18 protein-coding genes are annotated in these 24,352 nt (G+C 70.3%); 14 read left to right on the top strand and 4 right to left on the bottom strand.

Translation table 11 applies throughout. The annotated features are described in order from the left end of the window. The first annotated feature begins 210 nt into the window (after positions 1-210). The gene (locus VF584_06650; protein HEX8209850.1) at positions 211-1,989 is read left to right on the top strand and encodes a hypothetical protein; all 1,779 of its coding nucleotides are present in this window, start codon (positions 211-213) and stop codon (positions 1,987-1,989) included. 133 nt (positions 1,990-2,122) lie between these two features. Here the strand turns inward: VF584_06650 and VF584_06645 are convergent, their stop codons facing one another. Further along, complete coding sequence (locus VF584_06645) at positions 2,123-4,834, bottom strand: DUF5916 domain-containing protein (protein HEX8209849.1); 2,712 nt, start codon at positions 4,832-4,834, stop codon at positions 2,123-2,125. 321 nt (positions 4,835-5,155) lie between these two features. Here VF584_06645 and VF584_06640 point away from each other — a divergent pair, with 321 nt between their 5' ends. Next, entirely contained in the window at positions 5,156-6,583 is a 1,428-nt protein-coding gene (locus VF584_06640) for a carboxypeptidase regulatory-like domain-containing protein (GenBank protein ID HEX8209848.1), read from the top strand. A 12-nt stretch (positions 6,584-6,595) separates the two neighbouring features. Here VF584_06640 and VF584_06635 read toward each other — a convergent pair whose 3' ends face one another. Beyond that, positions 6,596-6,988, bottom strand: a complete 393-nt coding sequence (locus VF584_06635; protein HEX8209847.1) for a nuclear transport factor 2 family protein — start codon at positions 6,986-6,988, stop codon at positions 6,596-6,598. A gap of 207 nt (positions 6,989-7,195) precedes the next feature. On the opposite strand from VF584_06635, the gene VF584_06630 reads away from it, so the two are divergent. From VF584_06630 to pdeM, 12 genes are all read left to right on the top strand, one after another. Next, the gene (locus tag VF584_06630) at positions 7,196-8,242 is read left to right on the top strand and encodes a ligase-associated DNA damage response exonuclease (protein HEX8209846.1); all 1,047 of its coding nucleotides are present in this window, start codon (positions 7,196-7,198) and stop codon (positions 8,240-8,242) included. A gap of 168 nt (positions 8,243-8,410) precedes the next feature. Further along, complete coding sequence (locus VF584_06625; GenBank protein HEX8209845.1) at positions 8,411-9,472, top strand: sialidase family protein; 1,062 nt, start codon at positions 8,411-8,413, stop codon at positions 9,470-9,472. 155 nt (positions 9,473-9,627) lie between these two features. Continuing rightward, positions 9,628-11,226, top strand: a complete 1,599-nt coding sequence (locus VF584_06620) for an ATP-dependent DNA ligase (GenBank protein HEX8209844.1) — start codon at positions 9,628-9,630, stop codon at positions 11,224-11,226. Between the two features lie 198 nt (positions 11,227-11,424). Then, positions 11,425-12,039 (top strand): hypothetical protein, encoded by a 615-nt coding sequence (locus VF584_06615; protein ID HEX8209843.1) that lies wholly within the window; start codon positions 11,425-11,427, stop codon positions 12,037-12,039. Positions 12,040-12,070: 31 nt separating this feature from the next. Then, positions 12,071-12,931 carry a class I SAM-dependent methyltransferase gene (locus tag VF584_06610; protein ID HEX8209842.1) on the top strand — a complete coding sequence of 287 codons (861 nt, stop codon included), beginning with the start codon at positions 12,071-12,073 and terminating at the stop codon, positions 12,929-12,931. 41 nt (positions 12,932-12,972) lie between these two features. Further along, positions 12,973-13,392: a hypothetical protein gene (locus tag VF584_06605; protein HEX8209841.1), complete on the top strand. Its 420-nt coding sequence runs from the start codon at positions 12,973-12,975 to the stop codon at positions 13,390-13,392. 194 nt (positions 13,393-13,586) lie between these two features. After that, positions 13,587-16,040 (top strand): ligase-associated DNA damage response DEXH box helicase, encoded by a 2,454-nt coding sequence (locus VF584_06600; protein HEX8209840.1) that lies wholly within the window; start codon positions 13,587-13,589, stop codon positions 16,038-16,040. Between the two features lie 111 nt (positions 16,041-16,151). Then, positions 16,152-17,099: a polysaccharide deacetylase family protein gene (locus VF584_06595; protein HEX8209839.1), complete on the top strand. Its 948-nt coding sequence runs from the start codon at positions 16,152-16,154 to the stop codon at positions 17,097-17,099. 24 nt (positions 17,100-17,123) lie between these two features. Further along, on the top strand, positions 17,124-17,795 hold the full coding sequence (locus VF584_06590; protein HEX8209838.1) for a VWA domain-containing protein: 672 nt from the start codon (positions 17,124-17,126) through the stop codon (positions 17,793-17,795). Continuing rightward, positions 17,792-18,529, top strand: a complete 738-nt coding sequence (locus VF584_06585; protein ID HEX8209837.1) for a PP2C family serine/threonine-protein phosphatase — start codon at positions 17,792-17,794, stop codon at positions 18,527-18,529. The genes VF584_06590 and VF584_06585 overlap by 4 nt, the downstream gene beginning before the upstream one ends. A gap of 92 nt (positions 18,530-18,621) precedes the next feature. After that, entirely contained in the window at positions 18,622-20,445 is a 1,824-nt protein-coding gene (locus VF584_06580; protein HEX8209836.1) for a TonB family protein, read from the top strand. A gap of 2 nt (positions 20,446-20,447) precedes the next feature. Continuing rightward, positions 20,448-21,095 carry a ligase-associated DNA damage response endonuclease PdeM gene (pdeM, locus tag VF584_06575; protein HEX8209835.1) on the top strand — a complete coding sequence of 216 codons (648 nt, stop codon included), beginning with the start codon at positions 20,448-20,450 and terminating at the stop codon, positions 21,093-21,095. Between the two features lie 293 nt (positions 21,096-21,388). On the opposite strand, the gene VF584_06570 is transcribed toward pdeM, so the two are convergent. Together VF584_06570 and VF584_06565 are read right to left on the bottom strand one after the other, a co-directional pair. Further along, complete coding sequence (locus tag VF584_06570) at positions 21,389-22,531, bottom strand: right-handed parallel beta-helix repeat-containing protein (GenBank protein ID HEX8209834.1); 1,143 nt, start codon at positions 22,529-22,531, stop codon at positions 21,389-21,391. 103 nt (positions 22,532-22,634) lie between these two features. Next, on the bottom strand, positions 22,635-24,332 hold the full coding sequence (locus VF584_06565) for a vanadium-dependent haloperoxidase (GenBank protein ID HEX8209833.1): 1,698 nt from the start codon (positions 24,330-24,332) through the stop codon (positions 22,635-22,637). Positions 24,333-24,352 lie beyond the last annotated feature (20 nt).

Raw genomic sequence — 24,352 nt, 5'->3', positions numbered from 1 at the left:
CCCGCTTCGAGAGATTCCGCCACGGAATCAACGCCACTCACCTCAACGTAGTTGAAGAAACGGTGTGACCCCACGAGCTTTTTCCTCAGGGGTCGCCATCAAGGCGGAGCTGTAGGCGCCTGCGCAGCCAAGTCACCGATCTACGGTCCGCGGGCAAAAAGGATGCAGCGGCGACTCCTGATTCCCGCGACTTACATCCAGGAGTGTCTCGTGAAAGTTTTTCGATCCGTGCCCATTGTTGCAGCGTCTATCCTCTGGAGTAGTGTCGCCCCCGCGCAGGTTGTTGATCCTTCGCCAATCTACGACCCCTACTCGGGGCAATCTCCGTTCGTGTTGCTGCACACGCCAAAGGATGGAGTCGCCTACTACGACGCGCGAACGCGTGCGCAGGCATTACACGCCGCCAAGAACTGGCAAGAAGCAGAGCCCCTGCTGGAGACGCTCGTGCGAGATTATGCGCGAGATCCCTTCACATGGCGGTTGCTCGCTCAGGTAAAGAGCAACTTGGGGAAGCACCTAGAGGCAGCAGCGGCCTACGAACGAACGGGAGCACTGACGGGCTGGGACTCGGAATTCAACAACGGGTACCAGGCCGCGGCCAGCTACTACGCCGCGGGCGATCGAACAAAAGCCTTCGCGAAGCTACGGGAGATGCTTTTCGAGCGCCACGCCATCTGGCGTGAGGAGCTCTTCAACCGCGAGGGTCTCTTCAACCCTGTGATCGCGGCCAAACTCCGAGAAGATCCGGAGTTCCTGGAGCTGATCGGGCGGAGGGACGCGAGTGGCTGGAGCAGAGACGAAGGCTGGGTCCGTGACATCGAGCACCTCTACACCGAGGTTAAACGGGTCAACCCGGATTATCGACAGAGGCCATTCCCCGCCGAGTTCGAACGCCGTTATGCGGAGCTGAAGCGAAGCGTGCCCCGCCTGTCTGACGAGGAGATATTCATCGGCATGGGCCGGATGCTGGCGATTCTTCATCAAGGCCACACGACGCTCTTTGCCGGCGACGACGCACGCACCCCCACCAGACTGCTACCGGTCCGCCTTTACGCTTTTCCCGAAGGGATCCACATTGTTGATGCAGACGACGGCTTCAAGCACCACATCGGGTCGCGCGTCGTGTCGATTGGCTCGCTTTCGGCCGAAGAAGCTCTGCGGCGGGTCAATCAGGCGACCAGCATCGACGGCGATATGGAGCACCTGACGTCGGTAGGCCGGCTGGTTGCGACCTTTATCCTGAAAGGCATCGGGGCGATTAGAACCGCCGACAGTGTTGCCGTCCGAATCCAGGGGCAGAACGGCGCAGCGCAGACTCTGAACCTGCCGACGACGCCCAGTCGCAATTTCGGCGGCACACTTCCGGCTCCTCCCCGCGTACCCGCGCCGCTTTTTCTTGGAAAGATCCAGCAGAAGCATTGGGAGCAGTTGCTACCCGAACGGGAGGCTCTGTATGTCCAGGTAAATGGGCTGCAGCCTGATCAGGACGAAACTCTGCCGCAATTCGGAGAGCGACTCTGGTCAGTGCTGGAAGAGAGTGCCCCCAAGAACCTGATCCTGGATCTGCGTCACAATGGGGGAGGCACTACCCAGTCCTATCCACAGCTGTTGCGGACGCTGGTGGCGTTCAGTCGGAAATCCGGCAATCAGATGTACGTGCTGATCGGCCGGCAAACCTATTCGGCGGCGGGGAACCTGATCACCGATCTCGAGCGGCTGGCCGATCCGATCTTCGTCGGCGAGGCGAGCAGCGAGTGCTGTAATCTGTATGGTGATGCCACCGGTGTGCTTCTACCCTACAGCCGCGTGCGGGGGCGGGTCACTGCGCTCAAATGGCAACTCAGCACCCCCGCAGACCGCCGGCGCGAAATGAGCCCCGAGGTGCCAGTGCAGCTCACTGCCAGAGCCTACTTCGCGGGCGAAGATCCTGCACTCGAAGCGGTTTTCCGCCTCATCAGCGCGAGGCAGGGAAGTGTGCCAGCTCGATGAGACGATCTTCATTCCCCTGTCGCTTCGGCAACCGAAACCGCTCGTGTTCCGATGATCGAAGAGCCCTCCTCCGATGCGGCGGAGGGGGGCTCTTTCGGCGCTTCGCGATCGTTTCCCCGAGCGGAGCCGGAAGCTACAGTGACAGCCAGTAGTTCGCCTTGATGACGAAGATGTTGGTGGAACGGTCGCGGAAGAGGTCCGCCGCCTCGCCTCCCACGTCGAAGTTCGCGGCCTCCAGGTCCCGGAAGGCGCGGCGCTGCTGCCAGACCAGGAAGAGCGTCGATCCGGGGCGATACTCCCAGCGCAGAACGGCGTTGCCGCGCAGCGAGCGGATTCGGAAGTCCTGCTCCTGGAAGGTGAAGTCCACCCGTCCGTCCGCATCGAAGTCCGCCAGGCGCCGATTGCCGCTGAGGCAGGTGCGCCCGTTCACGCACGACGCGCCCGTCGTATCGGACACGGTGGTGCCCTCCTCGAAGCGGTCGAACTCGAACGTCCTGGCCCCGGCGAGCTGCTTGTACGTGGTGAAGTCGCCGACCGACAGCAGCGGCTGGGCGAACAACTGCAGCGTCAGCTCTCGCGAAAAGGTGAGGTTGAGCCGGGTGGCCAGCGTAAAGGTGCGGCGGTCCAGCTCCCCGAACAGGTAACGGCGCCCGTAGGTCGGCGCGTACCCCACGTCACCCGTGGTGGCCACGTACTGCGCGGCGTCGGGCTGCGCCTGGTAAGCCGGTTCCGCCTCGATCTGCACCCGGGACGATGGCCGGTACGAGACCCGCGTCGCGCCCCGCCAGCCCCAGCCGAGGGCACCGTTGTTGTCCATGCTGAACGAGGGCTCGAAGCTGAGCTTCTCCCGGCGGTCCGTGCTGACCCGAAGACCGACGGCCACGGCCGCGGGATCGAGCATCAGCGGCCCTCCGCGGGTCATCTCGTCGTCGTAGTTCTCCGGATCGTACTGGGAGGTGAGGCTGATCCCCCAGTAGTTGAGGAACGTGCCTTCAAAAATCCCCGCGAAGACACCGCGCTTGTGCGCATCCCCCCACGAGCTCCAGGAGGCCGGGTCCCGAAGCACCTCGTGGCGAAAGTTGTGAAAGGTGGTGCCGGTTACGCGGTAGTTCCGGAACAGCGCCCCGGGCTTGATCTCCTGGTAGGAGAGGTTTGCTCCCACGTCGAAGCGCTCGCCGTAGCGGAACTGGCCGAGATCGTTGGCGTCGAACCCCTGCGTGCGCTCTGCCGCGTGGACCGCGCCGGTCCAGCGGCCGCTGCGGCGGGCCAGCTGCAGGCGCCACTCGGCCCCCGTCATGGAGGTGGCCGACGAGTCGACGCCCAGGCGGTACGCATCCGGCCGCTGGAAGTAGTGGTTGAGCGACCGCTGCAGCCGGGTTATCGCCTCCCGCGAGCCACGCACGTGCGTCCCGGCAAGGAAGCCCGACAGCGCCCATGCGCGGCTGCTCCAGCTGTGCTCGAAGTCGACGCCGGCCGTCGTCGCCAGAGACGGGAGGAAGTCGAAGGAGCCGTCGGAGGGGAGCTCGCGGTGCGCCGCCGTGGCGATCGCGCCCAGCAGCGTCCTGCCACCCAGGAGCTCCTGCCGTGCCCGGAGGACGCCGAAGCCGGAGCGAGGCTCGGCCACGAAGCCCGCCACGCTGTCGCGACCCGCGAAGTACGCGCTGGCGTCCTCGCGTCCCGTGACCGCCGCCAGCATCCCCACGGAGAGTCCGCCGTTGGTGCGCCCGGTCAGCTTCGCGGCACCCAGGATGGAGGTCTCGTCGGCCACGTCGACGTGGGTCGCGCCCGACAGGGAGGGCTTCTGCGGCTGCCGGCCAATCCGGCGGCTGTAGAAGAGGCTGCCGGCGGAGATGCCGAAGTCGAAGATGCGGGCGTCCTCCACGAAGAATGGCCGCTGCTCCGGGTAGATCGTCTCGGCCGCGGAAAGGTTGATGACAGCCGGGTCCACCTCCACCTGGCCGAAGTCGGGGTTGAAGGTTGCGTCGAGCGTGAAGCTGGGGCCGATGCCGTAGCGAAGGTCGAGCCCCGCGCCGGCGCGCTGCTCACGACCGTCGAAGAACGGGTTCCCCGCCTCCGCGGGCCCGGCGAGGCCGCGCGCCAGCAGATAGGGCCGTGCCTCCAGCCTGCGGACCGACCGCGGGAGGAGGAGCCCGGTGACGGTCCGGAAGACGCTGACGCGGCCATGCGCGCGGCGCGACTCCAGCGCGAAGAAGCTCAGCTCGTTGCTCGACAGCCGCCGCCTTCCGAAGTTGATCCCCCACTCCTGCGGGCTGGCGGAGGGATGGAAGCGCACCTGGGACAGCGGGATGCGGATCTCCGCCGTCCACCCCTGCGCGTCGATCTGCACGTCCGACTCCCACACCGCGTCCCAGGCGCGGTCTTCGTTCACGTCGTTGAACAGGTAGTCGTCCACCTGCACACCGGCCGCGGAGACGCGGAAGCGGTAGCCTGTCCGCCGGTTCATGCTGGGATCGAGTGACACCTCGAAGTAGTCGTACTGCCCCGACTCGTCGCGGCGGACGAGCTGCCGCGCGATGGAGCCGGGAGTGGAGTCGTGCATGCGCGCACCGATGTAGATCGCCTCCTCGTCGAACAGGACGCGCACCTCCGTGGGCTGTTGCACGGCTGCACCTTCCAACGGCTCGGCCTGCACGAACGCTGAGACCGGCTGCGCCGCGCTCCAGGCCGTATCATCCAGCCGGCCGTCGACGCGAACCGGAGAGCTTCGCGCGGCGGCCACCGCTGGCATCGCAGTCACTGTCTGCTGGGCAGCGGCCGGGGCGGCGGAGGCCAGCGCGAGGAGCGCGGTGGCCAGGACGGGGCGAGACGAGACGGGGAGGGGCATGCGGGTGAGCCTCTCTGGATGTGGACGCGTCAGGCCGTGGAGCGGCCGGCGTCGCACAAGCTGAGAGCTCTCCCGCGGAGATGCGGCAGGGGCGCGGTGAAACGGCGGTCCGGTGCGGCGGGTGGTGCGCCGCGCGCGACGAACGTGCAGCCGTATCGGCCAGCCGGCCTCGGGCTGCTCGCCTCAATTGCGGCAAGGACGAGGTGTGCCGTTCGTGGAGCGCCCCGCCGCCGCAGAGCTCAACGTCATTGCCACCTCACCTCCACGGCCCCAGAATAGGAACTGCTTGCCCGCCCACCCCGCCGAACCCGCCGCCTCCCCATGCGAATTTTCCGTTACCTGGCGCCCGTGCTCGGGCTGCTGTGCGCTAAGCCTCTGGCCGCTCAACAGACGGCCGCAACTACCGGCGCCACGATCCGGGGGGTGGTGACCGACAGCGTGGCGGGGGCGCCGCTGGCGGAGGCCACGGTGCAGCTGGTGCAGACCGGGGTGGCGGCGCCGAATGCGCGGACGGCCACGACGGACGCGGCGGGGAGGTTCTCGTTCGCGGGGGTGCCGGCGGGGAGATACGCGCTGGGCTTCCTGCACCCGGTGCTGGACTCGCTGGGGCTGGAGCCGATCGCCCGCCAGGTGCAGGTGGCGGGGCAGGGGGAGGTGCGCGCGGACCTCGCCATTCCGGCGCCGGCGCGGCTCAGGAGCGCGTTCTGCGGCGCGGAGGGGAGCACGGGGGGGATGGTGATGGGGTTCGTGCGGGCGGCGGAGGGCGGGGCGCCGGTGCCGGGCGCCACCGTGGTCGGCGAGTGGATGGAGCTCTCCATCGGCACCGGGGGGATGTCGCGGCAGACGGCGAGGCGCACGGCGACCACCGGGGCCAACGGAGGATTCCTGCTCTGCGACGTGCCCACGCCCGGCACGGTGATGCTGGTGGTGAGCCGCGGCGGCGAGGGCACCGACCGCATCGACGCGGAGGTCCCCGGGTCGGGGTTCCTGCGGCGCGACCTGTTCCTGGGCGAGGCGCGGATGGCCGCGCGCGCCGACACCGCCCGCGCGGCGGGCGACACGGTGCCGCCGCTCCCCCGCACGCGCACGGGGCCGGGCCGGCTGACCGGCACGGTGGTGACCACGGATGGGGGGCGGCCGCTGCCGGGCGCACAGGTGAGCGTGGTGAACGGCGTGCCCACGCGCGCGAACGCCAACGGTGAGTGGACGCTGACCGGCGCCCCCTCGGGGACGCGGATGCTGGAGGTGCGCGCGCCCGGCTACTACCCCGTGCTCCGCGTGGTGGACATCGCGGATGGCGCGCGCCCCGTGCGCGTGGCGCTGTCGAGGCTCGCGGCGATGCTGGACACGGTCCGGGTCACGGCGCGGTCCGGGGGGAAGGCCGCCCGCGCCGGCTTCGACGAGCGGCGGCGCTCCTGGGGGACGGGGCGCTTCTTTACCGCGGACGACCTGCAGAGGCGGCTGCTGGTGGAAACTTCGGACCTGTTCAAGAACATGCCGGGCGTCTCGAGCATCCGCGGTGTGGATGGCGGCGAATCCCTCCTGATGCGCAACGCGTTCGGCGATGCGTGCGCGCCGACGTTGTATTTCAACGGACTCATGATGAGGAACCTGACCGGCACCGACCTGGATTCGCTCGTGCAGCCCCAGGAGATCGCGGCGATCGAGGTGTACGCCGAGAGCCAGGTGCCCCCGCAGTTCCAGGACGCCCTCAGCGGCTGCGGGAGCATCGTGGTGTGGACGAAGTGAAGCCCCGGCGTCCTACGCCGCCGGGGCGATCTGCTGGCTGAGGTGGCGCGGGTCGAAGTAGGTGCGAAACGCGCGGATGCGGTCGCCGCTCCATTCGACCACGCTGACACCGCGGTAGCTGAAGTCGCGCCCCTGCGTAGTGCGCCCGGTGCTGGTCCACTCCAGGAACGACGCGTCGCCGGCGTCTTCGGTGTGATGGAATTCGGAGCGCACGCTGTCGAACGTCCCGCGGTACGATTCCCAGAACTCGCGCGCACCCTCCGGCCCCGTGTGCCGGTGCGGCGCCAGCGGGTTGGAGATGTCCGCGTCGTCGCCATGGAGCGTGACCAGCGGCTCCACGTCCCGCCCGTCTTCGAGCGCGTACAGCGCGTCCACGAAGCGCTCCGCTCTGCTTGCTGCCGTCATCTTCCGATCCCTCGTCGAATGTTTGTGTAGGGATCGGGGCGCTTCGCAATGACCGAACCGCGCATCCGCACAGGGGCGATCACGGACGAAGACAGCGGCACGGAGAAGAGCATCTCTCCGTGCCCGCGTTTTTGAGTGCGGTTCGGCCCGCGTCGTGCGCCATGGGAGGCCGCTTGCGCCTGTGCCGCCACTCTCGCCACCACGCCCATGCTGCTGCGCGTTACTGACCGGGGGATGTACTGCGAAGCAGGTGACTTCTTCATCGACCCCTGGCTACCGGTGGACCGGGCGGTGATCACGCACGCGCACGGCGACCACGCGCGATGGGGGTGCCGGCGCTATCTGGGCTCGCGCGAGGGGGAGCGGGTGATGAGGACGCGCCTGGGCGCCGATGCCCGCATTGACACGCTGGAGTGGGGCGAGGTGAGAGACGTGCGCGGGGTGAAGGTGTCGCTGCACCCCGCGGGGCACATCCTGGGCTCGGCGCAGGTGAGGGTGGAGCGCGGCGGAGAGGTTTGGGTCGTGTCGGGCGACTACAAGACGGAGCCGGACCCCACCTGTACGCCATTCGAGCCGGTGCGCTGCCACACCTTCGTCACCGAGAGCACCTTTGGCCTCCCCATCTACCGCTGGCGGCCGCAGGCGGAGGTCTTCGCGCAGATCGATGCGTGGTGGCGCGGCAACCAGGAGGCGGGGCGCGCGTCGCTCCTCTTCGGCTATGGGCTGGGCAAGGCGCAGCGGATGCTGGCCGGTGTCGATCCGTCCATCGGCCCCATCTTCGCGCACGGCGCGGCGCTGAAGCTGAACCAGGACTACCGCGACGGCGGCATCCCCCTTCCCCCCGCCGACAACCCGATGGGCGCGCCCAAGGGCTTCGATTGGAGCCGCGCCCTGGTCATCGCCCCGCCCTCGGCGAACGGGACGCCGTGGATGCGCCGCTTCGGCCCCGTGTCGGCGGCGTTCGCGTCGGGGTGGATGAGCATCCGCGGCGCGCGCCGGCGTCGGGGCGTGGACCGAGGCTTCGTCCTCTCCGACCACGTCGACTGGCCATCGCTGCTCTCCTCCATCGAGGCGACCGGCGCCGAGTGCGTCTGGGTCACGCACGGCTATCGCGAGCCAGTCGTTCGGTGGCTGCGCGAGCACGGCATCCAGGCGCTGGCCGTCGCCAGCCGCTGGGAGGGCGGGAGCGACGATGTGGCTGTGGACGCGCCGGCGGAAGAGGGGGCTGAGGTGGAGCAGCAAGAAAGTGCGTGAGTGCGGTAGTGCGTTAGTGCGCGGGGGAATGGCTGAGATGTTGAGGAAGGCACAACTTGTTTTACCGCAGGCGTTTAGATAAAATTTAGGCGTCTGCGGCACGGTCTCCAGATCCTTCCTCGTACTGGGCCGTTCGCTTCCTCTCCTTCTCCGCCGGAGCTCTTCCACATGGTTCGCATCCACAAGCCCACGCTGGGCCTCGTTGTGCTTGCCCTGGCCGCCTGCACGGCTGATTCGACCGGATTTACCGTTCCCGCGACGGGGCAGCGGGTGATCTCGGCCACGGAGACGGGCGCCGTGTACGCCGGGCCCGAGACCGACTACCAGCCGTCGCTGATCCGTACGCGGGCGGGGACGCTGATGATGGTGATCGAGCGCCTCAACTCCAGCAACTCGGGCGACCTGTTCATCAGCAACTCCGCGGACGAGGGCGCCACGTGGAGTGTGCCGCGCGCGATTGTGGCGGCCACGAACAGCGAGCGCCATCCCGCGCTGGTGGAGCTGGCGACGGGCGGGTTCGCGCTCTTCTACCTATACAACGAGGGGAACAAGGGCGGCAACCGCATCCACCGCTCCACCTCGCCGGACGGGGCAACGTGGACGGCACGCGGGCGCATTGGGCTCGGGTGGAACACTGGCGGCGAGATCAATCCTGCGGTGATCGTGGAGCCGGACGGCTCACTGACAATGACGTACCACCGCCTGAACGGCGCCGCCTACATCGCGCGCTCCACCGACGGCGGCGCCACGTGGGACACCCGCAAGACCGCCATCACCACGACGGCGGCCGCGCTCCCCCGCATCGCCAAGCGCGCCAGCGACGGTCTGTACCTGGTGACGTACCAATCCGCCGGAAGCGACGGCAAGATGGACCTGTTCGCGGAGACTTCGGCCGATCCGTACAACTGGACCGCCGCCGCCACGCCCCTCGCGCAGGCGGACGACAACCACGACTCGGCGCCCATCGTGATGCCGAACGGGAGCTTCTTCCTGCCGTACGTCACCGCGCAGGGGACGGCCCACTACAACGTCGTCTACCGCACCAGCCCGGACGGCCGCACCTGGAGCGCCGCGACCGCCCTGACCACCGACGCGGACCTTGCCGACGTGGAGCCTCACGCGATCCTCGGGACCACGGCGGGGGAGGTGATCCTGGCCTGGGGTCATCAGGTAGTTGGCGGAGCCAACAACTATGACATCTGGCTGAAGCGCGACCTGATCGTGCAGTAGAAGATCCAGACAAAGGGCCTCACACAGAGCCACAGAGGGAAGCGGCAAGAAAGGCAGGAGGGAGATACAGCACCCTTTCCTGTCCTCTCCGTTTCCCTCCGTGTCTCTGTGTGAGATTGCTGTTTCGGGTGTGGATCGTGCGGAGGGTCGCTGCGATGAGAGCGTTCGCCGAGCTGTACGCCGAGCTGGACGAAACCACGCGCACCGGCGAAAAAGTGGACGCGCTGGCGCGCTACTTCGCGTCCGCGGCGCCGGAGGACGCGGCGTGGGCGGTGCACTTCCTGATCGGAAGGCGGCCCAAGCGGCTGGTGCCCGCGCGCAGGCTGGCCGAGTGGGCGATGGAGATGGGCGGCGTGCCGGAGTGGATGTTCGCCGAGTGCCACGAGGCCGTGGGCGACCTGGCGGAGACCATCACCCTGCTCCTTCCGCCGCCATCCGAGGAGCGCGAGGACCTGCCGCTGCACCGCTGGGTGGAGGAGCGCCTTCTCCCCATGCGCCACGAGGACGAGGCCGGCCAGCGCGCGGCGATGCGGGGCGCGTGGGCCGAGCTCAGCGGCCCCGAGGCGTACGTGTGGAACAAGCTGATCACCGGCGCCTTTCGCGTGGGCGTGTCGCAGAACCTGGTGGTGCGCGCCCTGGCCCGTGTGGGCGGGGTGGACGAGCCCACGGTGGCGCACCGACTGATGGGCACCTGGGACCCCACGCCCGGCTTCTACACCCGCCTCTTCGGCGCAGACACCAGCGACGCCGACGCCAGCCGCCCCTACCCCTTCTACCTTGCGTACGCGCTGGACGGCGGCCCCGAATCGCTGGGCGACGCCGGCGAGTGGCAGGCGGAGTGGAAGTGGGACGGCATCCGCGCGCAGATGATCCGCCGGCGCGGCAGCGTGTACCTCTGGTCGCGCGGCGAGGAGCTGATCACGGAGCGCTTCCCCGAACTGGCGCGCGCCGCCGGCCTCTTGCCCGACGGTACCGTGCTCGACGGCGAGATCCTGCCGTGGAAGGAGGGCGGCCCGCTCCCCTTTGCGCAGCTCCAGCGGCGCATCGGGCGCAAGGTGCTGGGCCCCAAGATCCTGGCCGAGGTCCCCGTCGTCCTCCTCGCCTACGACCTGCTGGAGATCGACGGCCGCGACGTGCGCGAGGAGCCGCTGCGCTGGCGTCGCGCGCGGCTGGAGGAGCTGATCGCCTCCCTCCCCACCGGCGCCACGGACCGCATCCCGCTCTCCCCCATCGTCCCGGCAGGCGACTGGGACGCGGTGATCGAGGCGTACCGCGGCGCCCGCGAGCGCGCTTCGGAGGGGCTGATGCTGAAGCGCCTTGACTCGCCCTACCGCACCGGCCGGCGCCGCGGCGACTGGTGGAAGTGGAAGGTGGAGCCCTTTACCCTCGACGCGGTGATGGTGTACGCGCAGCGGGGGCACGGGCGGCGCGCATCGCTCTACACCGACTACACCTTTGCGGTGTGGAAGGAGGGCGAGCTGGTGCCCTTTGCCAAGGCGTACAGCGGCCTCACCGACGCCGAGATCCGCCAGGTGGATGCGTGGGTGCGGCGCAACTCGCTGCAGAAGTTCGGTCCGGTGCGCACGGTGAAGCCGGAGCTGGTGTTCGAACTGGCCTTTGAGGGAATCCAGCGCTCGCCGCGCCACAAGAGCGGCGTGGCGGTGCGCTTCCCCCGCATTCTGCGCTGGCGCACCGACAAGAAGCCCGAGGACGCGGATTCGCTGGAGACGATCATCGGGCTGCTGGAGGGGTGAACAGCCTCACACAGAGACGCAGAGGGAACGAAAAGAACAGCGGAAGGGGTTCTCCGCGGCTTGCAGTTCCCTCTGTAGAGGTTCCTAAGAAGGGTTCATCGACCCTAAACGTCGAGAGGGTCCCGGTACATGCTTCAACATATTCCCCGATCAAACAAAGTCGCTGGGCTGCTGCTCCTTCTGGGGGTTGCGACGTGGGTGGCCACTGCGCCCGTCCGCCCGCTGAGCCTGCCTTACCTCGCGTGGGCCGCGGTGCTCGGGGGGGTTACGACCCTGCTCACGCGCCGCCTGAGCGCGGTTTGGCGGTCGTTCTGGTCAACCCTGGTGGTCGTGGGGGTCCTCGACGAGATCGCTGAATACTATTATGCCGCCGAGTTCGGCTCCGAGGCTCCGTTCCCAAATGCTGGAGCTATCCAGGCTATCGTGGTGGGGTGCACCACTTTTATCCTGGGTTCCCTGGTCGTGGAGGCGGTCCTCGGCCGCACGGCCCAACCCGGCATCGTGCCCGACGTTCAGCCAGCCAGCAGTCCCGTTGGATCGGCGACGCTCCACCCGGAGGTTCCCGCGTTGATCGCGGACCTGACAAGGCTCCGGGAACTTATACGAGGCGACGTGAGCCTGGAGCTGAACGATGAGCTCGCGCGAGCCGAGCGCGAGCTACGCAACAGCGACACGCACGGCTTGCAGCGCATCCTCGAATGCTACGGCGGTATTGGCAGTCTTACCGACGGCACCTTCTCGCCCAACGCGGACGCCCTCTGCTCTCGCGTATACGAACGGGCGCTCCAGCTCCAACGGGGAGTCGAGCGTTGAGGCTCTTCGCCGATCCTTCTTCTGGGTACAGATGCGACACGACCTCCACGAGCAGAACCGGCTTTCCTGGAACGCCGCCACGGCCGCGCACAACAGCCACAAGGGCGACCAGGCGGCGTTCTTGCGCGCCGGCGGCGATACCCTTTTTCCCGAGGAGCTGGAGCTGCTGGGCGATGTGAAGGGATTGGAACTGCTGCACCTGCAGTGCAACGCGGGGCAGGACACGCTGTCCCTGGCCCGCCGCGGCGCCCGCGCGACGGGGGTGGACATCAGCGACGAGGCGATCCGCTTCGCGCGCGAGCTTTCGGCGGCGAGCGGGATCGCGGCGGAGTTCGAGCGCGCGGACGTGTACGACTGGTTGCGCGAGGCGGCAGAGGCGGGGCGCACCTTCGACCGGGTCTTCTCGTCGTACGGCGCGGTGGGGTGGCTCTCGGACCTGGAGGCGTGGGGGCGCGGGATCGCGGGGGTGCTGCGCCCGGGAGGAAGGTTCGTGCTGGTGGAGTTCCACCCCGCGGCCATGATGCAGGGCGGGGACCTGCGGCCCCTCTACCCGTACCGTTCGTACGGCACGCCGATCCATGAGCCAGAGGGGATCGGCGACTACGTGGCCGCCTCGGGCGAGGGGCTGCTGCACGGCGCGCGGGCCGAGCCGGGAGTGCAGGACTTCCGCAACCCGCACCCCACCTGGGAGTTCGCCTGGGGGATCTCCGACGTGGTGACGGCGCTGCTGGACGCCGGGCTCACCCTGGAGGCGCTGCGCGAGTGGCCGTACAGCAACGGCTGCCTGCTCCACCCCGGCATGCGCGCCGACGAGCACCGCCGCTTCCATCCGCCCCCCGGCGTCCCCGATCTGCCGCTGATGTTCGGCGTGGCGGCGCGGAAGGCGCCGTAGGAGCCCGGCCCGCCGCCACCCGCCGTGAGCAGAACCCGCAAATGGCCGAACAAACTCGCACGATCCAGATGCTTCTCCCCGGCGGCACCGTGGAAGAGGCGCGAGTGTCGCTCGCCGCCGCCGACGGCGCGTGCAGGCTCAGCCTGACGCACCAGGGCCGGACACTCCATGCGGAGGCGAGCGACTACTTCGAAGCGTTGTGCCACATTCGCGAGGTGCTGGAGCAGGACGGAACGCGGCTGCTCTGTTACGGCGCGAGCCGAAACGTGTACCCATCCGGAATGGCGCGTGACATGGGGGCCGGACTTCGCGCCTACCGCCTCACGCCAGGGCGCCACTCAAGCGGAGCGGAGCTGCAGGATATTTTCGCCACCGGGCCTGACGTGCTGCCGGCGACGGTGGAGGAGCAGCGCCGGTATCGTGACGAATGGCTGGTGAGCATCGGCGTGTTGGACGCGTGACGCGCGGCAGAAACCAGCACCCCCGCGGCCGTTCACTGGACGTTCAGTGGACGGCCGGCCTGTTTTCCCGGGTGCGATAGCGCGCGGAACGGCTGGATTTCGCGCGGGCGCGGTCGTTGCCTCGTGTGGCGGGGGTCCGTCGCATCCACCCGCACCGGGGCAGGATCTTGGCCCGCACCGCACCCGCCGCTCCGATGGCCGCACGCGACGCCGCGCTCGAACGGGTGGAGGCGTGGTTCGCGTCGCGCGGATGGGCGCCGTTCGGGTTTCAGCGCGAGGTGTGGGATGCGTACCGCGATGGCGAGAGCGGGCTTGTGCACGCCGCCACCGGCACGGGAAAGACGTACGCGGCGTGGATGGGGCCGCTGCTGGAGTGGATGGAGGAGCATCCGCAGGGCGGCAAGGCGCCGGGGCTGCGCGTGCTCTGGATCACCCCGCTGCGCGCCCTGGCGGCCGATACCGAGGTCGCGCTCGGCAACGCGCTGGAGGCGCTCGGGATCGGCTGGACGCTCGAGTCCAGGACGGGCGACACCTCGCAGGCGACGAGGGCGAGGCAGCGGCGGCGGCTTCCGAGCGCGCTGCTCACCACGCCGGAGTCGCTGTCGCTGTTCCTGACGCGGCCGGATGCGCCGGAGCTCTTTCGCGACCTGCGCGCGGTGGTGGTGGACGAGTGGCACGAGCTGATGGGGAGCAAGCGCGGCGTGCAGACCGAGCTGGCGCTGGCGAGGCTGCGCGGGTGGAGGCCGGGGCTGCGCACCTGGGCGCTCTCGGCCACCATCGGCAACCTGGGCGAGGCGCTGGACACGCTGCTGGGCGCGGCCGGCCCGGGGCGCATCGTCCGCGGCGAGGAGCCGAAGCCGGTGCGCATCGACGCGCTGATCCCCGGCACCATTGAGCGCTTCCCGTGGGCCGGGCACCTGGGAACGCAGATGCTGCCGCAGGTCGTCGCGGCGGTGGAGGAGGGGCAGACGGCCATCGTCTTCACCAACACGCGCTCGCAGACGGAGATCTGGTTTCAGGCGATCCTCGCCGCGCGGCCGGAGTGGGCGGGGGTGATCGCGTTGCATCATGGTTCGCTGGATCGTTCCACACGCGACTTCGTGGAGGAGGGGCTGCGCACCGGCCGCCTGCGCTGCGTGGTCGCCACATCGTCGCTGGATCTGGGGGTCGACTTCTCGCCCGTGGACCGCGTGCTCCAGGTGGGGAGCCCCAAGGGGGTGGCGCGCCTCCTCCAGCGGGCGGGCCGCAGCGGCCACCGCCCGGGCGTGGAGAGCCGCGTCACCTGCGTGCCCACCAACGCGCTGGAGCTGGTGGAGGTGGCCGCCGCGCGCGACGCCGTGAAGGCGGGCGCCATCGAGAGCCGCCTCCCCGTGGAGCGTCCGCTGGACGTCCTGGCCCAGCACGTGGTGACGGTGGCGCTGGGCGGCGGCTTCCGGCCGGACGACCTTCGTGACGAAGTGCGCTCCACCCGCGCCTACGCCGGGCTTCGCGACGACGAGTGGGAGTGGACGCTGGACTTCGTCTCGCGCGGGGGCGAGGCGCTGCGCGCGTATCCCGAGTACTCCCGCGTCGTCCCTGGCGAGGACGGCTGGTGGCGCGTGGAGGACGGTGGCGTGGCGCGGCGGCACCGGCAGGCGGTGGGCACCATCGTGAGCGACGCGTCCGTCAGCGTGAAGTACCTCAAGGGCGCGCGGCTGGGATCGGTGGAGGAGTCGTTCATCGCGCGCCTGCGCCCCGGCGACCGCTTCATCTTCTCGGGCAAGCCGGTGGAGTTCGTGCGCGTGCGCGAGATGACGGCGTGGGTGCGCAAGGCGGGGAGCATCAAGGGCTTCATCCCCCGCTGGATGGGAGCGCGCATGCCGCTCTCCACCGAGCTGGCGGCGGCGCTGCGGCGGAGGCTGGAGGAGGCGCGTGAGGGGGTCTTCCGCGACCCGGAGATGGAGGCGGTGCGCCCCATCCTGGAGATCCAGGCGCGCTGGAGCCGCATCCCCGCGGCGGACGAGCTGCTGGTGGAGCGGGTGAAGACGCGCGAGGGGTTCCACCTCTTCTTCTTCCCCTTTGAAGGGCGCCTGGTGCACGAGGGGCTGGCCGCGCTCCTCGCGTACCGCATCTCGCGGATGCGCCCGATCTCGTTCACGCTGGCCGCCAACGACTACGGCGTGGAGCTCCTCTCGGCCGACGAGGCGCCGCTGGACGAGGCGCTTGCGGCCGGCCTGCTGAGCCCGCGCGACCTGGTGGACGACATCCCCGCGTCGCTCAACGCCACCGAGATGGCGAAGCGGCAGTTCCGCGAGATCGCGCGGGTGGCGGGGCTCGTCTTCCCCGGCCTTCCGCACGCGGGAAAGACGGCGCGCCAGCTCCAGGCCTCCAGCGGCCTCTTCTTCGACGTCTTCCAGCGCTTCGATCCGCAGAACCTGCTGCTGAGCCAGGCGCACCGCGAGGTGCTGGAACGCCAGCTGGAGAGCAGCCGCCTGGGCCGCACGCTGGAGCGCCTCGCCGCCAGCCGGGTAATCGTGACGAACCCGGAACGCACGCCGCCGCTGGCCTTTCCGCTGCTGGTGGACCGCGCGCGCAACCGCGTCTCCAGCGAGTCGCTGGGCGACCGGGTGAGGAAGATGCAGGTGCGGCTGGAGAGGGCGGCTGGGTAGGGGAAGGGCAGGGATGAGGGATAAGGGATGAGGGATGAGGGATGAGGGATGAGGGATGAGGGAGCGCGGCGGAGCCCCGCCCATGGATTACCCACACACAACGGAATGGCGATGCACCCTCGTGGCCGGATGATCCTGGTGCTGGCGCTCGCCGGCTGCGCGCAGCCGGCGCCGGCTCCCGAGAGCGCGCTGCACGCGCGGGCCGTGGCGGTCACCTTTGACGACCTGCCGTGGGCGCGCGTCAGCGCCGGCACGGCGCCCGAGATCGCGGAGTGGACCACGCGTCTGGTGGGGCGGGTGAAGGCCGCGGGGGTGCCAGCCGTCGGGTTCGTGAACGAGGGGAAGCTGGCGGGCCCTTCCACGCCGGCCGCGCTCCTGGAGGTGTGGACCGACGCGGGGCTGGAGCTGGGGAACCACACCTACTCCCACCGCTCGTTCTACACGACCCCGCTGGACACCTTTCAGGCCGACGTGCTGCGCGGCGAGGTGGTGACGCGGCGCCTGATGGCCGGAAAGCGCCCGCGCTTCTTCCGCCACCCGTTCCTGAACACGGGCCCCGACCTGGCCACAAAGGCCGTTTTCGAGCGCTTCCTGGCCCGCAACGGCTACCAGGTGGCGCCGGTGACGGTGGATACTGAAGACTTTCGCTTCGCCGTGGCGTACGACCACGCGGCGGCTCGTGGCGACAGCGCGTCGCTGCGCCGCATCGCCGCCGAGTACCTGCGGCACTCGGACACCACGTTCGCGTACTACGAGGGGCTGGGGCGGCGCCTGGAGCGGCGCGAACCCGCGCAGATCCTGCTGCTGCACGCGAACCGGCTGAACGCGGACTACTTCGGCGAGCTGGTGGCGCTCCTTCGCCGCCGCGGATACACCTTTGTTCCGCTGGACCGGGCGCTGCGTGACCCCGCGTACCGCCAGCCGGACCGGTACGCGGGGCGTGCGGGGATGTCGTGGCTGCAGCGCTGGGCCATCACGCGCCGCGTGCCGCTGGAGCCCGAGCCGGCCGTGCCCGCCTGGATCGAGGAGGCGGGGCGGCCCCCCGCTGACCGCCGTTAGGCCCACTCGCAACCGAGGGCGAAGATGCTGTCGCGTCTGGACGAAGCCGTGGAATTCGCCGAGAACCCGGAGCCGCGCTGCCCGTGCGTCCTCCTGCTGGACACCTCCGGCTCCATGGCCGGGGAGCCGCTGGAGGCGATGCTGGACGGGCTGGAGACCTTTCGCTTCGACCTGGCCGTCGATCCGCTGGCGGCGCGGCGTGTGGAGGTGGCGGTGGTGACGTTTGACAACGCCGTGCGCGTGGTGCAGGACTTCGCGCCGCCCGACCAGTGGGAGGTCCCCGCCCTGCGCGCCGAGGGGCAGACGCGCATGGCCGCCGCCATCGGACGGGCGCTCCAGCTCGTGGAGGAGCGCAAGGCGGCGTACCGTGCGTACGACATCGGGTACTACCGGCCGTGGATCTTCATGGTGACCGACGGCGAGCCGCAGGGGGAGCCGCCCGAGGCCGTCGCCGCGGCGGCGAAGGAGCTGCGCGAGGCGGAGGCGGCGAAGCGCGTGGCCTTCTTCGCCGTGGGGGTGGAGGGCGCGAACCTGCACCGGCTGGCCAAGATCTCGGTGCGCGCGCCGCTGCGGCTGAAGGGGCTCAACTTCCGCGAGATGTTCGTGTGGCTGTCGCGGAGCATGCAGGGGATCGCGCACTCGCGCCCCGGCGACGAGATCGCGCTTCCGCCGCCCAGCGGCTGGGCTGAGCTGTGACCTGGCGCGTCCTGGGCGCGTCCGTCCGCGGCACCCGCCACGTGCGCGAGGGTACGCCGTGCCAGGATGCGCACGCCTGGCGCGTTCTACCCTGCGGCTCGGTCGCGCTGGCGGTGGCGGATGGCGCCGGATCCGCCCCGCACGCCGCCGCGGGAGCCGCCGCCGCCGCCCGCGCCGCCATCGATGCGCTGGCCGATGGCGGCGACGCGGGCCCGGCGCTGGACCGCGCGCTGATCGCCGCGCTCGCCGCCGTCGAGCAGGAGGCATCGCGCCGCAACGCCGCTCCTCGCGAGCTGGCGACCACCCTGATCCTCGCCCTGGCCGGCGACGATGACGTGTCCGCGGCGCAGGTGGGCGACGGTGCGCTGGTGGTGGAAGGTGCCGATGGAATGCACTCGATCACGGTGCCGATGGGGGGCGAGTTCGTGAACGAGACGGTCTTCCTCACCTCGCCGGGCGCGCTGGACGCGGTGCAGCGGAGCACCTGGAGCGGCACCCCGCTGCACCTGGCCGCGTTCAGCGACGGGCTGCAGGGCCTGGCGCTGCGCCGTCCGGACCATGCGCCGCACGCGCCCTTCTTCGCCCCGCTCTTCCGCTTCGCTGGCGAGACCGACGATGCGAGGGCGGGCGAGGCCGAGCTGGCCGCCTTTCTCGCCGGCCCGCGCGTCACCGCCCGCGCGGACGACGACCTGACGCTGGTGATCGCGGCACGAACTGGAAGTGCTAAGTGCTAAGTCCTGAGTGCTAACCGTGTGTAGTTCAGCACTTAGCACTTAGCACTTAGCACTCACGCACTCACGCACTCACGCACTCACGCACTTTCTCAATGTCTGACCCCCCCATCCCCCTCCTTCGCGCACGCGGCGTCACGCTGCGGCTGGATCCGTCGCTGGAGTTGGGCGCCGGCGGGGAGGCGCGCGTCTTTGCGCTGCCGGGCGATGCGGAGCGGGTGGTCAAGCTCTTCCGCCAACCCACGCCCGAGCGCGCCCGCAAGATCGCGCGCATGATCGCCGCGCCGCCGCTGCTGGGGCCCGATCCGGAGGGCGCGGTGCGGCTCGCGTGGCCGCAGGAGGGGGTCGTGGACGAGGAAGGGCGGCCCGTCGGGTTCCTGATGCCGCGCGCGGAAGGGCCGCGCATCTTCGAGTTCTACAACCCGGTGACGCGCCGCACGCGTGCGCCGCTCTTCCACTACGGGCTGCTGCACCGCGCGGGGGCCAACCTCGCCGCCGCCTTCGCCGCGCTGCACGAGCGCGGCTACGTGGTGGGCGACGTCAACGAGTCCAACATCCTGGTGGCCCCCGACGGCGCGGTCACGCTGGTGGACACGGACGGCTTCCAGGTCCCCGACCCCGCAACCGGCGCCGTCTACCGTTCGCGCGTCGGACGGCCGGAGTTCACCGCGCCCGAGCTCCAGGGCGTCCCCTTCGGCGCGGTGGACCGCACTCCGGAGCACGACCGTTTCGGCCTGGCCGTCCTCCTCTTCCTCCTGCTGATGGAGGGAACGCACCCCTTCGCCGTGCGCACGCAGGGCGGCGCGGAGCCGGAACCGCTGGAGGGGCGGCTGCGCGCGGGGATGTTCCCGTACGCCAGCGACCGCCCCGGGCGCACGGCCACGCCGCCGCGGCTGGCGCTCTCCTTCGAGGTCCTGCATCCCAAAGTCCGCGAGCTGTTCGTGCGCTGCTTCGTGGACGGGCACCAGGACCCCGCCGCCCGCCCCACCGCGGAGAGCTGGCGCGACGCGCTGAAGGAGGCGGAGGGGGAGCTGCGCCGCTGTGACCTGAACCCGCAGCACCGCTTTGGCGCGCACCTGGGAATCTGCCCGTGGTGCGAGCGCGCCCGCCTGCTGCGCGGCCGCGACCCCTTCCCGGCCACCGCCGAGGCCGCGAGCCGCGTGGATACGCGCATGCGGCGCCCCGCGCCACCGCCCGTACCCGCACCGGCGGCTGCCACGGCGCCCGCCCCCCGCCCGCGCCGGCCTGCTCCCCCCGCGGCCCCGCTCCCCGCGCGTGCGCTGGCGGCGGTGCAGAGCTCCGTCGCGGACCCGGCCGTCTGGGTCTTTCCGCTCCTCCTGCTGGCGATGATGCCGCTGGGTCTGGGGCAGCTCTTCGCCGGCATCCTGGCGCTCGTCGCGGCGCTGGCGGCGCTGCAGCCGCGCAGCAACCCGCGCAACTGGAGCCAGCTCGCGGCCGTCATGCTCCTCCTGACCGTCGCCGCCGGCCTGACGGCGGATGCGGTAAGCGGAGGCCCCGATCCGGTCCCCTACCAGGAAGACGAAGACGTCGTGATGCCTCCGCCTCCGCCCCGCTTCCCTCCGCCGATGGGCGACGGGCGGACGTACGGAATCGAAGACATCGACGTGACGCCACAGCTGAACAACTACGCGGCCGTCCAGCGGGCGCTGGAGCGTGCCTACCCTCCGCTCCTGCGCGATGCCGGGGTCGGTGGAACGGTGCTGCTGAGCTTCACGGTCGTGGAGGATGGATCGGTGGATCCGGCCAGCGTGGAGGTGCTGGAAAGCAGCAACGGGGAGTTCTCGACGGCGGCCATCAGCGTGGCCAACCGGATGCGCTTCACCCCCGCCATCGTGAACGACCGCACGGTCCGGGTCCGCGTGCAGCTTCCGATCACCTTCCAGCCCGAGCCGGTCTGAGCGTGATCGAGACGGAGGTCGCGGGGGAGCGCGTGGTGCTGCTGCCGGAGCGGGCGCTCTTCCGGCCGGCGACGGGGGAGCTGCTGGTGGCGGATGCGCATTGGGGGAAGGCGGCCACCTTTCGCGCCGCCGGCATCGCGGTGCCCGGCGGGACCACCGCCGAGGGGCTCGCCCGGTTGGACGCGGCACTGGAGCACACCGGCGCGGAGGAGATCGTCTTCCTGGGCGACCTCTTCCATGCGCGGCAGGGGAAGTCCGCGGCGGTGCTGGCGGAGGTGCGCGGATGGCGGGCGCGGCACCCGGCGTTGCGGCTGACGCTGGTGCGCGGCAACCACGACCGCGGCGCCGGCGATCCCCCGGCCGACCTCGGCTTCCGCGTGGCGGACCCGCCGCTCGCGTCCGCGCCCTTTGTCTACGCGCACCACCCCGAGCCCGACGCGCGCGGCTACGTGCTGGCCGGCCACGTGCACCCCGCCGCCATCCTGCGCGGGCGCGGCCGGGCGAGGGAGCGCCTCCCCTGCTTCCACTTCGGCGCTGCGGTGGGGATTCTCCCCGCCTTCGGCGCCTTCACCGGCGCCGCCACCGTCGCGCCGCTCCCCGGCGACCACGTGTTCGTCGTGGCGGGCGACGAGGTGCTGCGGGCGGGGTAGTGGCCGCGGCGCAACCTACCGTCGTGGCGATACGTCCGTTACGACGCCGCTTCCGCCGCCGCCGCGCCTCACCCCGGCGGAGATCAAAAAGGTCGAGGACTGGGCCGCCCGGTACGGGGCCGCGCCAATCCGCAAGTTCAGGTGAAACGGCCCCGCCATCTGGCGGGGCCGTATTCGCGCGCGGCGATCTACTGTTCGCGCGGAGCACGCCCGCGGAACTCCGTTGCTCAGAGCGCCACGTCCGCGGCGGATGGGTGGCGGCGGGCCCCGTGGGGAGCCCGCCGCCGGTTCCGTCAGAGCGCGGCGAAGTTGCCGCCGGAGTTGATGCGCGCGAGCGCGAAATCGTGCTGGATGAACACCACGCGCCCCCCCGCCGCCGCCACGTCCACGTCGAACGCGGCAGAGGTGGATCCGCGGTGATGGATGCTGTTGATCATCACCCCCTTCGCGCCCGTGTCCACCAGCACGTACGGGGTGCTGCTGGTGGACATCTCCGCGTAGAAGCCGTTCACCGCGATGCCGAAGCCGTTGAACGTCCCCCCGCGCACCGTGAGCGAGGTGCCGCTGCCGTGCACCGTGCCGCACCCGTTCAGCGAGACGGCGGCGCAGTTGCGGATCAGCAACCCGGTGGTGCACCCCGCCGCCTCCACCCCCGAGAGCTCCGCGAGGCTGCTGGTGTCCACCGTCACTCCGTTCCCACTGTTGAGCACGCGCGAGCCACCGATGAAGATGCCGTGCGAGCCCGTGACGTAGATCCCCGTGGTGCTGGACGCCACGCGCACGCCGGTGCAGGTGAGCGCCGTGGCCCGGTCGAAGAAGAGCGCGTTCCCCGCGATGCCGTCCACGTCCACGTCGGACACGGTGATCCCGTTCCCCCAGGTCGCTTCGATCCCCACCGTCCCGGTGAGGGTGACGATGGTGCGGGAGACGTGCAGGTTGGAGCCCTTGAGCACGATCCCCCGCTGCACGTCGCGGATCTTGAGGCCGCTCAGGGCGACGTTGTTGATCAGCCCCCCCGGCGCGGTGGCCACGTTGGCCACCGCCACGCTCCCCGCCACCGCCTCGCCGGGCCCCTGCACCGTCAGGTCCTCGATCTTCACCTGGTCCCCCGCCAGCTCGAACACGGGGCCGGCGTGCGTGGCGAGGATCACCGTGGCGTCCGCTCCGCGACCCGCCACCACGCGGTTGGCGGGAACCGAGATGGGGCCGTTCACCTTGAAGGTCCCGGGCCCCAGCCGCAGGGGGAAGCTGGTGCTGGCGATGGCGGCGCGGAGCCCCACGGTGTCGTCGCCGCCGGAGGGAATCAGCTCGCCCACCAGCTCGGGGAGGCCGCCCGGCGTGGTGTGGATCGGCACGCCCCGGCCCAGCACCAGGGAGTTGGCGAAGCGCGGGCCGTCGGCCGTACGGATGATGAAGTTGTCCACTCGCGTGTTCATGTCGCTCCTGGTTCGTGGGGCCGCCGCGCCGCCCCGTGCGGGGCAGGGCGCGGCGGCCGAAAAGTGGTGTGCCGTCCCGGCGGGGCCGGCGTTGCGCCTGGACCTAGACCAGGTCCACCAGTCCGTTCTGGATGCGGATCCGCTGCCCCTGGAGCGTGGTGAGCTCAAAGAAGGCGCTGTCCTCGTTGAAGGTGAGCGTCAGCTCCTGCAGGAGCCGGATGCCGATCCGCTCGCCGAAGAGGCGCGACTGCGTGTCGTCGCTCCGCCAGTGCACGCCCGCCGCGTTGCGGAAGAGCGAGATGTTGCCGGACAGCTTGTTGAGCTCCGTCCCCACCGTCATCGTGGTGGCGCCGGGGCCGCCGTACGCCAGCAGCGTGAGTCCGTCCGCGCTGGGCACCACCGGGCTCTCGATCGTCTTGGTGTCGTCGAAGAACGCCTTCAGGATGGTGATGCACGCGCCGGACACGGTGGCGTGCCCCGCCCCGTACGCGGGGTGGGTGGGCGCCCCTTCCGGAAAGGCCTGCGGCAGGAGGTACGAATACGGGAAGCGCTCCCCCGCCTGGCCGTAGTAGGGGGCCAGCCCGCCGGCCGTCAGGGAGTTGAGGAGGGCGGTCCACCCGATTCCGGTGTAGGTGCGCCGGGCGCTGAGGTGGTTGTCCACGCGCCCGCCGTACTCCTCCGGGCGCAGGCGGCGGTGCACGAACCACTTCTGCCACCACACCGCGCGCAGCGCGTGGCCGATCACCTCGGACAGCACCTCCAGCACGTGCGGGTCGCCAAAGGTGGCGAACCCCGACTGCGTGGGCGACACGGTGCCGGACGGGGAGTACGGGTTCCCCTGGTCGAACGGGAACTCGCGGTTGCGCATGGGGATGGCGCCGGCGTTCGCGGTCTGCTGCGTGCCCGTGGGCTCCGAAAGGAGGATCCACGCCGCGTTGTAGTACGAGTCGATCACCTGGTCGAAGTGGACGTAGTTGGCGCCGTCGCGCAGGCTGCGGATGAAGCGGCGCTGCGAGAAGTCGAAGACGTCCAGGCCGCGCTTGTCCACGCCGTTCTGCACGTCCAGCCACCAGGGGAAGTCGAGCAGGTAGTCCTGGCCGGGCACCACCGTCTGCTGCCGCTGGTCGATCACCCGCGACCCGTAGGCGATGTACCCGTCGGTGGCGTTGCGCCCGCCGCCCGGCATCTTGCGCGGGTCGCTGTTCCCCTTGAGGAGGAACTGGCTGACGTACGGCCCCGTCTGCTCGCCCTGGAAGATGCCGCGAAAGACGTTGTCCACCGTCACCGGCGCCGGCCCGCCGTACCAGGGAAACTCGGTGTTCAGCGAGCTGACCGCCGCGGCGATGTCGGGGTTCCCGGCGTAGTCCACGAAGGCGACGTCGCGCGCCACCGCCATCCAGTACAGCTCGCCCATCTCCGCCGCCGCCACGTCGCTGGCGAACGCGGGCGCGGCCGGCATGGCCAGCTCCTGCGCGTCCGGCCCTTCCAGGTCGAAGGCCAGGCCGGCCTGGGGGTTGGTGAGCTTGGAGCCGCCGGGGCCCAGCAGGATCTGGTCGAAGTCGCGCGGGTCGCGGCTCTCCAGCGCGCGCAGCAGCGATCCGTACGACACCGGCTCCGGGTCGCCCACGGTGTCGTGGCGTAGCCCCTTGGAGTAGTTGCCGATGAAGCGAGGTTGGGTGATCTCGTCACCGTTGTTGTCGTCGATCTCGTGCGGACGCTCGGCGGCGACTTCGGCGCCCTGCTGCCGGATGCCGAGTGCCGCGAGGCGGCGCTGCTCTTCGCGCCTGGGGAGTTGTGGCATGGTGGGGCTCCTCTGTGGGT

It is taken from the genome of Longimicrobium sp. (assembly GCA_036389135.1).
Classification (GTDB): Bacteria; Gemmatimonadota; Gemmatimonadetes; order Longimicrobiales; family Longimicrobiaceae; genus Longimicrobium.
The sequence above is the reverse complement of the archived record's forward strand: the minus strand, read 5'-3'. Positions and strand labels throughout refer to the sequence as shown.

Bases quoted from the DNA above. Each gene is read 5' to 3' on its own strand.
- VF584_06620 (HEX8209844.1), top strand. From the start codon at position 9,628: ATGAGAGCGTTCGCCGAGCTGTACGCCGAGCTGGACGAAACCACGCGC.
- VF584_06565 (HEX8209833.1), bottom strand. From the start codon at position 24,332: ATGCCACAACTCCCCAGGCGCGAAGAGCAGCGCCGCCTCGCGGCACTC.
- VF584_06570 (HEX8209834.1), bottom strand. From the start codon at position 22,531: ATGAACACGCGAGTGGACAACTTCATCATCCGTACGGCCGACGGCCCG.
- VF584_06605 (HEX8209841.1), top strand. From the start codon at position 12,973: ATGGCCGAACAAACTCGCACGATCCAGATGCTTCTCCCCGGCGGCACC.
- VF584_06640 (HEX8209848.1), top strand. From the start codon at position 5,156: ATGCGAATTTTCCGTTACCTGGCGCCCGTGCTCGGGCTGCTGTGCGCT.
- VF584_06600 (HEX8209840.1), top strand. From the start codon at position 13,587: ATGGCCGCACGCGACGCCGCGCTCGAACGGGTGGAGGCGTGGTTCGCG.
- VF584_06645 (HEX8209849.1), bottom strand. From the start codon at position 4,834: ATGCCCCTCCCCGTCTCGTCTCGCCCCGTCCTGGCCACCGCGCTCCTC.
- VF584_06610 (HEX8209842.1), top strand. From the start codon at position 12,071: ATGCGACACGACCTCCACGAGCAGAACCGGCTTTCCTGGAACGCCGCC.
- VF584_06595 (HEX8209839.1), top strand. From the start codon at position 16,152: ATGCACCCTCGTGGCCGGATGATCCTGGTGCTGGCGCTCGCCGGCTGC.
- VF584_06625 (HEX8209845.1), top strand. From the start codon at position 8,411: ATGGTTCGCATCCACAAGCCCACGCTGGGCCTCGTTGTGCTTGCCCTG.
- VF584_06635 (HEX8209847.1), bottom strand. From the start codon at position 6,988: ATGACGGCAGCAAGCAGAGCGGAGCGCTTCGTGGACGCGCTGTACGCG.
- VF584_06630 (HEX8209846.1), top strand. From the start codon at position 7,196: ATGCTGCTGCGCGTTACTGACCGGGGGATGTACTGCGAAGCAGGTGAC.
- VF584_06580 (HEX8209836.1), top strand. From the start codon at position 18,622: ATGTCTGACCCCCCCATCCCCCTCCTTCGCGCACGCGGCGTCACGCTG.
- VF584_06590 (HEX8209838.1), top strand. From the start codon at position 17,124: ATGCTGTCGCGTCTGGACGAAGCCGTGGAATTCGCCGAGAACCCGGAG.